This window comes from Streptomyces sp. NPDC006384 (assembly GCF_042870695.1).
GTDB lineage: Bacteria > Actinomycetota > Actinomycetes > Streptomycetales > Streptomycetaceae > Streptomyces.
Genome location: NZ_JBIAHR010000012.1, coordinates 122,313 through 135,028, shown reverse-complemented (window position 1 = coordinate 135,028; position 12,716 = coordinate 122,313). Strand labels below are relative to the sequence as shown.

The window sequence follows — 12,716 nt, the reverse complement described above, 5'->3', positions numbered from 1 at the left end:
GATTTCATTGAATAGCGTACGGTTCCGATCATGGCTAGTGTGCTTCTGGTCGAGGACGACCGATTCGTACGCGCTGCCCTCATCAGGCACCTGACCGATGCCTCCCACAGCGTGCGGAGTGTCGGAACGGCGCTGGATGCATTGCGCGAGGTTTCCCACATTCATTTCGACGTGGTGATCCTGGACCTGGGGCTGCCCGACCTCGACGGCGCCAAGGCCCTGAAGATGCTGCGGGGCATCACCGACGTCCCCGTGATCATCGCGACCGCCCGGGACGACGAGGCCGGGATCGTCCGCCTCCTCAACGACGGTGCCGACGACTACCTGACGAAGCCGTTCTCCGCGGAGCACCTCTCCGCGCGCATCGCCGCCGTCCTGCGGCGTTCCGGCGCGGGGGCGCACGCCCACGGGGAGCTGCCCCAGGCCCTTCAGGTCGGCGGGATATCCGTCGACCCGGTGCGCCGCCGGGCCACCCTGGACGGAACCGAACTGTCCCTGACCCGGAGGGAGTTCGACCTGCTCCTCTTTCTCGCGGAGCGCTCCGGCGTGGTCGTCTCGCGCAAGGAACTGCTGACGGAGGTCTGGAAGCAGCCCTACGGCGGCGACAAGACCGTCGACGTGCATCTGTCGTGGCTGCGCCGGAAACTGGGGGAGTCGGCCGCCAACCCCCGCTACCTGCACACCTACCGGGGCGTGGGTGTGAAACTGGAGGCCCCGCGGTGAGGTGGGCCCTCATCCGGGTCTGCCTCGCCGTCACCGGCATGGTGGTGGTGGCCTTCGCGGTGCCCCTGGGCCTGATCGTCAGGGAGATGGCCTGGGACCGGGCCTTCTCCAACGCCGAACGGCAGGCGACCGCGCTCGGACCGACCCTCTCGATCACCACCGACCGCGACCATCTGCAGCAGGCACTCCTGTCCACCGAGGCCGGTGTCGCACGCCGCATGGCCGTGCACGTCCCGGCCTCCGACGGCGGACCCGAACTGGAGGTGGGCCACGCCCGGGCGGAGCACGACCGGGTGGACACCGTCCGCGAACTCGGGCACGCCGGCATCACGAAGGTGCCGGGCGGCTCCGTGTTCCTGCAGCCCTTCGCGCTGAAGAACGGCGAGATCTGCGTCGTCGAGGTGTTCGTGCCCGAGTCCGAGAACAGCCGCGGGGTGGTCATGGCCTGGCTCGTCCTGGCCGGCGTCGGCCTCGCCCTGATCGCCGGCTCGGCCGTGGTCGCGGACCGCCTGGGCGTACGGCTCACCCAGCCGGCCAAGCGGCTCGCCGGTGCCGCGCACCTGCTCGGGAAGGGGAGCCTCGACGTGCGCGTCGCCGAGGACGGACCGAGGGAACTCAAGCAGGCCGCGGCGGCCTTCAACGCGATGGCCGGCCAGGTCGTCCAGCTCCTGGCCAACGAGAGGGAGCTGGCCGCGGACCTGTCCCACCGCCTGCGCACGCCGCTGACCGTGCTGCGGCTCAACGCCGCCTCGCTGGGCGGCGGCACCGCCGCCGAACAGACCCGCAGCGCCGTCGAGCAGCTCGAACGCGAGGTCGACGTCATCATCCGCACGGCACGGGCGGCCAAACCCCGGACGGCCGGACCGGTTCTCGACACGGGCTGCGACGCGGCCGAAGTGATCCGTGAACGCATGGACTTCTGGGCGGCGCTCGCCGAGGACGAGGGCCGCGCGGTCAGCGTCGCGGGCGCCCACGAGCAGGTCCACGTCCCCGTTCCCCGCGGAGAGCTCACGGCGGCCCTGGACGCCCTGCTGGGCAACGTCTTCCAGCACACGCCGGAAGGCACCGCCTTCTCCCTGGACGTGCACCGGAGCCCGGACTCGGTGATCATCCTGCTCTCCGACGCGGGTCCGGGCATCCCGGACCCCGAAGCGGCTCTCGCCCGGGGCAACGACGGCGACCGGGACGGGTCGACGGGGCTCGGCCTGGACATCGCGCGGCGCATGGCGGAAGCCACGGGCGGTGACCTGCGCATCGGCCGCTCGGTGCTCGGAGGGGCGGAGATCCGCGTGCGGATCCAGCTCCGCGCCCGGCGCGAGGGGCAGGCGCGCGGACGCGGACGCGGGGCGGTGCGCCGCCGCAGGCGCCCGGGGGTCACCCGCGGCTGAGGCGTGCGGGCCCGCCCCGGCGCGGGAAGCCCGCCCGGCCACGGACCGGTGGGGGTGTCCGGTCCGTGGCCTTCGGGGAGCGCGGTCGCGTCGCGCTCCGCGTACCGCGCCGGCGGGTACGGGGGGATGTGCCGGCGCGGCGGATCTGGTCGCCCGAAGGGGCACGGCCTCAGTACAGGGGCTCGCCGCCGGCGGCCGGAAGCGCTGCCCGGCGATCTTTAGGGACGTCTTGACCGGTCCCTGAGGCCAGGCTCACGTCACGGGGCCGAGGGGCCGGTACGGGACGGGCCGAGGCGGCTTGTCACCCCCTGCGCATACTGTTCCGTACATGGAAGGCACCGCAGCGCTCCCCGCCCCGTACGACCCCGCGTCAGTGGCCCGCTACGCCCCCGAGCCCGACAAACGCCCCGGCCGCACCGCCTTCCAGCGTGACCGCGCCCGGGTCCTGCACTCCTCCGCCCTGCGCCGCCTCGCCGGCAAGACGCAGGTCGTCGCGCCGGGGGAGGGGAACCCCCTGTGGGACGCCAGTCCCCGCACCCGCCTCACCCACTCCCTGGAGTGCGCCCAGGTCGGCCGCGAGCTCGGCGCCGCCCTGGGCTGCGACCCGGACCTGGTGGAGGCGGCCTGCCTCTCCCACGACCTCGGCCACCCGCCCTTCGGCCACAACGGCGAGACCGCGCTGAACGAGTTCGCCGAGGACTGCGGCGGCTTCGAGGGCAACGCCCAGTCCCTGCGCCTGCTCACCCGCATCGAGCCCAAGCGGTTCACCGAGCACGGCCCCGTCGGCCTCAATCTCACCCGTGCCGCCCTCGACGCCGCCACCAAGTACCCCTGGCCGCGCGGCTCCCACCCCACCGACCCGGCCTCCCCGAAATTCGGCGTGTACGAGGACGACCGCCCCGTCTTCGACTGGGTCCGCGAGGGCGCCCCCGGCACCCGCACCTGCTTCGAGGCACAGGTCATGGACTGGGCCGACGACGTGGCGTACTCCGTGCACGACGTCGAGGACGGCCTGCACGCCGGTCACATCGACCCGAACTGCCTGCTCGCCGACCCCGAGCGCGAGGCAGTCTTCGAGGCCGCCGCCGGCCGGTACGTCCCCGCCGGCACCGACCACGCCGAGCTCGCCGCCGCCCTCGACCGCCTCCTCGCCCAGGACTGGTGGCCGCACGGGTACGACGGCTCGGCCGTCGCCCAGGCCCGCCTGAAGGACGCCACCAGCCAGCTCATCGGCCGCTTCTGCCTCGCCGCCGAGGCCGCCACCCGGGCCGCGTGGGGCGGCGGCCGGCTCACCCGGTACACCGCCGAACTGGTCGTCCCCCGCGAGACCCGCATGGAGTGCGCCGTCCTCAAGGCCGTCGCCCACCGGTACGTCATGCAGCGCGCCGAACAGGAACGGCTGCGCGCCGCCCAGCGCGTCGTCGTCGCCGAACTGGCCGAGGCGCTCACCGCCCGCGCCCCCGACGGCCTCGACCCCCAGTTCCGCGCCCTGTTCGACGCGGCGCCCGACGACCGCGCCCGCAAACGGGTGATCGTCGACCAGATCGCCTCGCTCACCGACGCCTCGGCCCGCTCGCTTCACGCCCGCCTGACGGCCCGTCCGTGAGACTGTCGACCGGGAGACCGTCGATGGCCTGATCGGGTCACTCCCCCTTCCCGCGCCACGCCGTGTGCGGGACGCTCGCATCCGGCGGCACCCTGACGAGGAGGCAACAAGTGGTCGACGCGAATCAGACGTTCGTCATCGTCGGAGGAGGTCTGGCCGGCGCGAAGGCGGCCGAGACGCTCCGCACGGAGGGGTTCACCGGCCGGGTGATCCTCGTCTGCGACGAACGCGACCACCCCTACGAGCGCCCGCCGCTGTCCAAGGGCCACCTGCTCGGCAAGGAGGAACGCGACAGCGTCTTCGTGCACGAGCCCGCCTGGTACGCGCGGCACGACGTCGAGCTGCACCTCGGCCAGACCGTCGACGCGATCGACCGTGCCGCGAAGACCGTCCACTACGGCGACGACGGCACCCGCATCCGGTACGACAAGCTGCTCCTGGCCACCGGTGCCGAACCGCGCCGTCTCGACGTGCCCGGCACCGGCCTCGCCGGCGTCCACCACCTGCGCCGCCTCGCCCACGCCGAGCGCCTCAAGGGCGTCCTCGCCTCCCTCGGCCGGGACAACGGCCACCTCGTGATCGCCGGCGCCGGCTGGATCGGCCTGGAGGTCGCGGCGGCGGCCCGCGAGTACGGCGCCGAGGTCACCGTCGTCGAGCCGGGCCCCACCCCGCTGCACGGCGTCCTCGGCCCCGAGCTGGGCTCCGTCTTCACCGAGCTGCACGAGGCGCACGGCGTCCGCTTCCGCTTCGGCGTGCGGCTGACCGAGATCGTCGGCCAGGACGGCATGGTGCTCGCCGCCCGCACCGACGACGGCGAGGAACACCCCGCGCACGACGTGCTCGCCGCGATCGGCGCCGCCCCGCGGGTCTCCCTCGCGCAGGCCGCCGGCCTGGAGATCGCCGACCGCGCGCACGGCGGCGGCATCCTCGTCGACGAACGGCTGCGCACCAGTGACCCCGACATCTTCGCGGCCGGCGACGTCGCCTCCTTCCCGCACGCCCTGTTCGACACCCGGATGCGCGTCGAGCACTGGGCCAACGCCCTCAACGGCGGCCCCGCCGCGGCCCGCGCCATGCTCGGCGAGGACGTCGTCTACGACCGCGTGCCCTACTTCTTCTCCGACCAGTACGACCTCGGCATGGAGTACTCCGGCTGGGCACCGGCCGGGTCCTACGACCAGGTGGTGATCCGCGGGGACGCCGCCAAGCGCGAGTTCGTCGCCTTCTGGGTGAAGGAGGGCCGGGTACTGGCCGGGATGAACGTGAACGTGTGGGACGTCACGGAACCGGTCCAGCGGCTGATCCGCTCGCGGGCACAGGTGGACACGGAGGCCCTCGCGGACCCGCACGTCCCGCTGGAAAGCCTCGTTCCGTAGCCCGCTCCCCACCGCCGTGCTGCGATTCCCGGGGGCAACCCCCGGACCCCCGGCCGGGGGCCGGTCACCGCAGCGGAGGAGTGTCGGCGCCGCCCCCGTAGAATCGCCACGTGGCAGGACGGATCAACGACGAGGACGTGAAGGCGGTACGGGACGCGGTCCCGATCGACGCCGTCGTCTCCGAGTACCTCCAGCTGCGCAGCGCGGGCGGCGGCAACCTGAAGGGGCTGTGCCCCTTCCACGACGAGAAGTCCCCGTCCTTCCAGGTCAGCCCGAGCAAGGGTCTCTTCCACTGCTTCGGCTGCCAGGAGGGCGGCGACACCATCACGTTCGTGATGAAGGTCGACCACCTCACCTTCTCGGAGGCGGTCGAGCGTCTGGCCGGCCAGGCCGGCATCACCCTGCGCTACGAGGAGGGCGGCTACAACCCCACCCACCAGCGCGGCGAACGCATCCGCCTGGTCGAGGCCCACAAGGCCGCCGCCCAGTGGTACGCGGAACAGCTGGCCACCAGCCCCGAGGCGGACGCCGGCCGCGCCTTCCTCGCCGAGCGCGGCTTCGACCAGGCCGCGGCCGAGCACTTCGGCGTCGGCTACAGCCCCCAGGGCTGGGACCACCTCGTCCGCTACCTGCGCGGCAAGGGCTTCAGCGACAAGGAGCTGCTCCTGTCCGGGCTGGCCCAGGAGGGCCGCCGCGGCCCCATCGACCGCTTCCGCGGCCGGCTGATGTGGCCCATCCGCGACATCGGCGGCGACGTCGTCGGCTTCGGCGCCCGCAAGCTCCACGAGGCCGACACCGGACCCAAGTACCTGAACACCCCCGACACCCCGATCTACCGCAAGTCCCAGGTCCTCTACGGCATCGACCTCGCCAAGAAGGACATCGCCAAGGCGTCCCGCGCGGTCGTCGTCGAGGGCTACACCGACGTCATGGCCTGCCACCTGGCCGGCGTCACCACCGCCATCGCCACCTGCGGCACCGCCTTCGGCGGCGACCACATCAAGATCCTGCGCCGCCTGCTGATGGACAACGGCTCGGCCCGCGTGATCTTCACCTTCGACGGCGACGCGGCCGGCCAGAAGGCGGCCCTGCGCGCCTTCGAGGACGACCAGAAGTTCGCCGCCGAGACGTACATCGCCATCGCCCCCGACGGCATGGACCCCTGCGACCTGCGCCTGGCCAAGGGCGACGAGGCCGTCGCCGACCTGGTCGAGCCGCGCACCCCGCTCTTCGAGTTCGCCCTGCGCCAGATCGTGAGCCGCTACGACCTCGACACCCCCGCCGGCCGCGCCGCCGCCCTGGACGAGGCCGCACCGGTCGTCGCCCGCATCAAGAACAGCGGCGCCCAGCACGAGGTCGCCGTGCAGCTCGCCGGCATGCTCGGCATCCTCGACACCCAGTTCGTCGTCAGGCGCGTCGCCCAGCTCGCCCGCTGGGCCCGCGACCGCGGCGGCAAGGGCCCCGCCCCCGACCAGCGGCAGCGCGGCGGCGCCGGCGGCGGTCCGCAGCAGTACGCCGCCCCGGCCCAGGGGACCCCCCGCGGCCCCGCGCTGAATCTGCGCAACCCCGTCTTCGCCACCGAACGCGAGCTGCTCAAGCTCGCCCTGCAGCGCCCCGAGCTGGTCTCCCCGGCCTTCGACGCGTACGGCGTGGACGAGTTCACCGCCCCGCCCTACGCGGCCGTACGCCAGGCGATCCTGGACGCGGGCGGCGCCGAGCTCGGCGTCCAGGACCCGCAGGACTACCTGGTCCGCGTCCGCGAGGCCGCCCCCGACGACACCGTCCGCGCCATGGTCACCGAACTCGCCGTCGAGGCGATCATGCTGCACCGCGGGGTGAAGGACGTCGACGAGGTCTACGCCGGCGCCCAACTGGTCACCGTCCGGCGCCGCGCCGTCGAGCGCCGCATCCGCGAGATCACCGGCCGCCTCACCCGCCTGGGCACCCACGGCGACCCGGCCGAACTCGCCGCCGTGCAGAACGAGCTGTGGGTCCTCCAGCAGTACGACCAGAGCCTGCGCGCCCACGGCGCCGCCGCGCTGTAGCGCGGGGAGCGGAACGGGCCGCCGGTCACCACGCGGTCACGGGCCGGACGCAAAAAGTCACCGCACGCCCCTCGTGGCGGCGATGTGTCGTACCCCACACTGGGGGCGGTTGCCAGTCCGCGGAGCGCGGCCGGTCCGTCCCGGGACGGTTCCCGGACCCTGGCCGCGTCCACCCCCGTACGGGACGGACGGCGGCGAGCGAGAGCCGGTTCCGCCCCGAAGTACCGCTGCCGCTCCGGCCGGCAGCGTTCCTCCTGGAGGTCGCCCCCCGTGCAGACCCGGACCCTCACCCAGACCGACGCGCATACCGTCGGCGCGGAGCCGGACGCGGACACCGGCGTCCTCGGCGCCATGCCCGCGCAGCACCGCGCCCTGTACCGCCCCGGCCCCGCGCCCGCCGCCGAGCCACCGGCCACAGCGCCCCCGGGCACCACCGGAGCCCCGGACGCCCTCGGAGCCCGGGCCGCCGACGAGGCCCCGGACGCCGACCCGGTCCCGGAGACCACCGCACCCGCCGAGGAGACCGCCGCACCCGCCGACGAGCCCGACGAGCCCGAAGAGCCCGTCGCGGTGCCGGCGCCCACCCGCACGGAGTCCGGCGGCCCCTCCTCCGACCTGTTCCGCCAGTACCTGCGCGAGATCGGCCGGATCCCACTGCTCTCCGCGGCCGAGGAGGTCGACCTCGCGCGCCGCGTGGAGGCGGGACTGTTCGCCGAGGAGAAGCTGCGGCTCACCCCCGACCTGGACAGCGGCCTCGCCCTGGACCTCGACCGGCTCGTCGTCATGGGCCGCCTCGCCAAGCGCCGCCTGATCGAGGCGAACCTGCGGCTCGTCGTCTCGGTGGCCAAGCGCTACGTCGGACGCGGCCTGACCATGCTCGACCTGGTCCAGGAGGGGAACCTGGGCCTGATCCGGGCCGTGGAGAAGTTCGACTACACCCGCGGCTACAAGTTCTCCACCTACGCCACCTGGTGGATCCGCCAGGCCATGTCCCGGGCGCTCGCCGACCAGGCCCGCACCATCCGCGTCCCCGTGCACGTCGTGGAGCTGATCAACCGGGTCGTCCGCGTCCAGCGCCGCATGCTCCAGGAGCGCGGCTACGAGCCGACCCCGCAGGAGGTCGCCGCCCACCTGGACCTGTCCCCGGAGCGCGTCGGAGAGGTGCTGCGCCTCGCCCAGGAGCCGGTCTCCCTGCACGCCCCGGTCGGCGAGGAGGACGACGTCGCCCTCGGCGACCTCATCGAGGACGGCGACGCCGCCAGCCCCGTCGAGTCCGCCGCGTTCCTGCTGCTGCGCCGGCACCTGGAGGACGTGCTCTCCACGCTCGGCGAACGCGAGCGCAAGGTCGTCCAGCTCCGCTACGGCCTGGCCGACGGCCGCCCCCGCACCCTGGAGGAGATCGGCCGCATCTTCGGCGTGACCCGGGAGCGGATACGCCAGATCGAGTCCAAGACCCTCAACAAGCTCCGCGACCACGCCTACGCCGACCAGCTGCGCGGCTACCTCGACTGAGGTCCGGGGCCGGCCCGGGACCGGCGAGGCCGGTCAGGCGTCCGGGCCCGCCCCCTCCCCCCGCTTCCGGGCGTCGGCGCCGGCGCCGACCGCCACGCCGATCCCGAGCCCGAGCGCGAGGCCCAGACCCAGGTTGCCGCTCAGCTGCCCGAAGCAGAGACCCAGGGCGACCCCGATCGCCAGCCCCAGCCCCGAGCCCGGCCGGTGTCCGGCGCCGTCACCGGCGGCGCCCGCCTCCGGCCGCCCCGGACCCTGCCCCGCTTCCGGCCCGGTGCCCTCGCCGTCGTCCGTCATCGTGCCCCGTCCCCTCGTGTCCCGGCCGCGCGGTCAGTCGACCTCGGCGACCGCCTGCGCGAACTGCGCCGCGTACAGGCGGGCGTACGCGCCCTGGGCCGCCAACAGCTCGTCGTGCGTGCCCTGTTCGATGATCGCACCGTTCTCCATCACCAGGATCACGTCGGCATCGCGGATCGTCGACAGCCGGTGGGCGATGACGAACGAGGTCCGCCCGTGCGCCAGCTTGGCCATCGCCTTCTGGATCAGCACCTCGGTACGGGTGTCCACCGAACTCGTCGCCTCGTCCAGCACCAGGATCACCGGGTCGGAGAGGAACGCCCGCGCGATCGTGATGAGCTGCTTCTCGCCCGCGCTCACCCCCGTGCCCTCGTCGTCGATCACCGTGTCGTAGCCGTCGGGCAGCGTCCGCACGAACCGGTCGGCGTGCGCCGCCCGCGCGGCCTCCTCGATCTCCTCGCGGGTGACCTCGCGGGCCGCGCCGTACGCGATGTTCTCGGCGATGGTGCCGCCGAACAGCCAGGTGTCCTGGAGCACCATGCCGATCCCGGCCCGCAGCTCGTCCCGGGACATCCTCGCGATGTCCACCCCGTCCAGGGTGATCCGCCCGCCGGACACCTCGTAGAACCGCATCAGCAGGTTGACCAGCGTGGTCTTGCCGGCGCCGGTCGGGCCGACGATGGCGACCGTGTGGCCCGGCTCCACCGTCAGCGACAGGTCCTCGATCAGCGGCTTGCCGGGGTCGTAGCGGAAGGAGACGTGCTCCAGCTCCACCCGCCCCCGCAGCTCCCCGGGCCGCACGCCCGGGACCGGGTCCGCCGACTGCTCCTCGGCGTCCAGCAGCTCGAAGACCCGCTCCGCCGACGCCACGCCCGACTGCACCAGGTTCGCCATCGACGCGATCTGCGTCAGCGGCATCGAGAACTGCCGGGAGTACTGGATGAACGCCTGCACGTCACCGATGGACAGCGACCCCGAGGCGACCCGCAGGCCGCCCACCACCGCGACGAGCACGTAGTTCAGGTTGGACACGAACATCATCAACGGCTGCATGATCCCGCTGTTGAACTGCGCCCTGAACCCGGCCTCGTACAGTGCCTCGTTCTGCTCGGCGAACCGCTTCGCCGACTCCTCCTGGCGCCCGAACACCTTCACCAGCGCGTGCCCGGTGTACATCTCCTCGATGTGCGCGTTCAGCTGCCCCGTGGAGCGCCACTGCTGCACGAACTGCGGCTGCGACCGCCTGCCGACCCAGGTGGCCACCACGAACGACAGCGGAACGGTCACCAGCGCGACCAGCGCGAGGATCCAGGAGACGTAGAACATCATCGCCAGCACGCCGATGACGGTCAGCAGCGAGTTGATCAGCTGGCCCATCGACTGCTGCAGCGTCTGCCCGATGTTGTCGATGTCGTTCGTCGCCCGCGACAGCACCTCGCCGCGCTGCCGGGTGTCGAAGTACGACAGCGGCAGCCGCGACAGCTTCGTCTGCACGTCCTCGCGCATCCGGAACATCGTCCGGTTGACCGCCCGGTTCACCAGCCGCGTCGCCACCGCCATCAGCATCCCCGCCGCGGCGAACACCGCCAGCGCCAGCAGCAGCACCTCGCCCACGGCACCGAAGTCGATGCCCCGCCCCGGCGTGAAGTCCGTGCCGCGCAGCATGTCGGCGATCCTGCCGTCCCCGCGCTCCCGCATGGACGCCAGCACCTGCTCCTTCGTGGCCCCGGACGGCATGTCCCGCCCGACGACGCCCGCGAAGACCAGGTCGGTGGCCCTGCCGAGGATCTTCGGCCCGGCCACGCTGAGGCCGACGCTGACCACCACGCAGGCCACCAGCGCGAGGACCGTCCCGCGCTCGGGCCGGAACCGGGCGACGAGCCGCTTGCCCGACCCCTTGAAGTCCATCGAACGCTGGTCGGGGCCGCCCCCGGCCATCATGCGACCGCCAGGCCCCGCCATCAGGCAGCCTCCGCTTCCGTCAGCTGGGAGAGCACGATCTCCCGGTAGGTGTCGTTGTCCGCCATCAGCTCGTGGTGCCGGCCCACACCGACCACCCGCCCCTCGTCCAGCACGACGATCCGGTCGGCGTCCCGGACGGTCGCCACCCGCTGCGCCACGATCACCACGGTCGCCTCGGCCGTCTCCCGGGCCAGCGCGGCGCGCAGGGCCGCGTCGGTGGCGTAGTCGAGCGCCGAGAAGGAGTCGTCGAAGAGGTAGATCTCCGGACGCCGCACCAGCGTCCGGGCGATCGAGAGCCGCTGCCGCTGGCCGCCCGACACATTGGTCCCGCCCTGCGCGACCGGCGCGTCGAGCCCGCCCTCCAGCCCCTCCACGAACTCCCTGGCCTGCGCCACCTCCAGCGCGTGCCACAGCTCCTCGTCGGTGGCGTCCGGATTGCCGTAGCGCAGATTGGTCGCGACGGTGCCCGCGAAGAGGTACGGCCGCTGCGGCACCAGGCTCACCACCTTGGCCAGCACCTTCGGGTCGACGGTGCGCACGTCCACCCCGTCGACCAGCACCTCGCCCTCGGTGGCGTCGAACAGCCGGGGCACCAGCCCCAGCAGCGTGGACTTGCCGCTGCCGGTCGAGCCGATGACGGCGGTCGTCTCGCCCGGCCGGGCCACCAGATCGACGTTCCTCAGCACCGGCTCCTCCGCGCCGGGGTAGCGGAACCCGGCGCCCCGCAGCTCCAGATGCCCGTGCCGCCGCAGCTCGGTGACCGGCGCCAGGGGCGGCACCACGCTGCTCCCGGTCTCCAGGACCTCCTGGATCCGCTCCGCGCACACCTCGGCGCGCGGCACCATCATGAACATGAAGGTGGCCATCATCACGGACATGACGATCTGCATCAGATAGGCCAGGAACGCCGTCAGATCGCCGATCTGCATCCCGCCGCTGTCGATCCGGTGCGCGCCGAACCACACCACCGCGATCGACGACAGGTTCACCACCGTCATGACCACCGGGAACATCAGCGCCAGCAGGTTTCCGGTGCCCAGCGACACGTCCGTCAGGTCGGAGTTGGCCTTCCGGAACCGCCGCTGCTCGTACTCGTCCCGCACGAAGGCGCGGATGACCCGGTTGCCGGTGATCTGCTCGCGCAGCACCCGGTTCACCGTGTCCAGACGTTCCTGCATGGACCGGAACAGCGGCCGCAGCCGGCGCACGATCAGCGTCACGCAGACCGCCAGCACCGGCACGACCCCGACGAGGACACCGGACAGCGGCACGTCCAGGCCGAGCGCCATCACGATGCCGCCCACGCACATGATGGGCGCCGACACCATCAGCGTGAACGTCATCAGGGCCAGCATCTGGATCTGCTGCACGTCGTTGGTGGTCCGCGTGATCAGCGAGGGCGCGCCGAAGGAGCCGACCTCCCGCGCGGAGAAGGACTGCACCCGGTCGAAGACGGCGCCCCGCAGGTCCCGGCCGAGCGCGGAGGCGGTGCGGGCGCCGTAGTACACGGCACCGATGTTGCACACGACCTGCGCCAGCGAGATGCCGGTCATCAGGGCGCCGTGGCCCAGGATGTAGCCGGAGTCGCCCTCGACGACACCGCTGTCGATGATGTCCGCGTTCAGGGTCGGCAGGTAGAGGCTGGCGCAGGTCTGCAGGAACTGCAGCGCCACCAGCAGCGCGACGGGTTTCTTGTAGGGCCTGAGACAGGTTCGCAGGAGTCGTATGAGCACGCTGGGTCTCTCGGAGTCGGCGACAGGGGCGAATGGTTGCCCCTGGCCCCTATCGTCGGTCACTCCACCCGCGTTAC

General features: G+C 72.8%; 9 protein-coding genes. 6 read left to right on the top strand and 3 right to left on the bottom strand.

Features of this window, described 5'->3' with window-relative positions; genetic code table 11:
• The first annotated feature begins 30 nt into the window (after positions 1–30).
• The 6 genes from ACFYOJ_RS18560 to ACFYOJ_RS18535 all read left to right on the top strand — a co-directional run bounded on the left by ACFYOJ_RS18560 (position 31) and on the right by ACFYOJ_RS18535 (position 8,650).
• The gene (locus tag ACFYOJ_RS18560) at positions 31–723 is read left to right on the top strand and encodes a response regulator transcription factor (RefSeq protein WP_356556741.1); all 693 of its coding nucleotides are present in this window, start codon (positions 31–33) and stop codon (positions 721–723) included.
• Positions 720–2,111, top strand: a complete 1,392-nt coding sequence (locus ACFYOJ_RS18555; protein WP_356556742.1) for a HAMP domain-containing sensor histidine kinase — start codon at positions 720–722, stop codon at positions 2,109–2,111. The genes ACFYOJ_RS18560 and ACFYOJ_RS18555 overlap by 4 nt, the downstream gene beginning before the upstream one ends.
• Before the next feature lie 328 nt (positions 2,112–2,439).
• Positions 2,440–3,717, top strand: coding sequence for a deoxyguanosinetriphosphate triphosphohydrolase (locus tag ACFYOJ_RS18550; RefSeq protein ID WP_388597295.1), 1,278 nt, complete (start codon positions 2,440–2,442; stop codon positions 3,715–3,717).
• 110 nt (positions 3,718–3,827) lie between these two features.
• A complete protein-coding gene (locus tag ACFYOJ_RS18545) occupies positions 3,828–5,093 on the top strand; it encodes an FAD-dependent oxidoreductase (protein ID WP_356558178.1) in 1,266 nt (421 codons plus the stop codon).
• Between the two features lie 110 nt (positions 5,094–5,203).
• Entirely contained in the window at positions 5,204–7,138 is a 1,935-nt protein-coding gene (gene dnaG / locus ACFYOJ_RS18540; protein ID WP_356558179.1) for a DNA primase, read from the top strand.
• Between the two features lie 270 nt (positions 7,139–7,408).
• A complete protein-coding gene (locus ACFYOJ_RS18535; protein WP_356558180.1) occupies positions 7,409–8,650 on the top strand; it encodes an RNA polymerase sigma factor in 1,242 nt (413 codons plus the stop codon).
• Positions 8,651–8,683: 33 nt separating this feature from the next.
• Here ACFYOJ_RS18535 and ACFYOJ_RS18530 read toward each other — a convergent pair whose 3' ends face one another.
• Genes ACFYOJ_RS18530 through ACFYOJ_RS18520 form a run of 3 tightly spaced genes read right to left on the bottom strand, consistent with a single transcriptional unit; the run spans position 8,684 to position 12,639 of the window.
• Positions 8,684–8,944: a hypothetical protein gene (locus ACFYOJ_RS18530; protein ID WP_356558181.1), complete on the bottom strand. Its 261-nt coding sequence runs from the start codon at positions 8,942–8,944 to the stop codon at positions 8,684–8,686.
• Between the two features lie 33 nt (positions 8,945–8,977).
• Positions 8,978–10,906 (bottom strand): ABC transporter ATP-binding protein, encoded by a 1,929-nt coding sequence (locus tag ACFYOJ_RS18525; protein WP_356558182.1) that lies wholly within the window; start codon positions 10,904–10,906, stop codon positions 8,978–8,980.
• A complete protein-coding gene (locus ACFYOJ_RS18520; protein WP_356558183.1) occupies positions 10,906–12,639 on the bottom strand; it encodes an ABC transporter ATP-binding protein in 1,734 nt (577 codons plus the stop codon). Before ACFYOJ_RS18520 ends, ACFYOJ_RS18525 begins: the two co-directional genes overlap by 1 nt.
• Positions 12,640–12,716 lie beyond the last annotated feature (77 nt).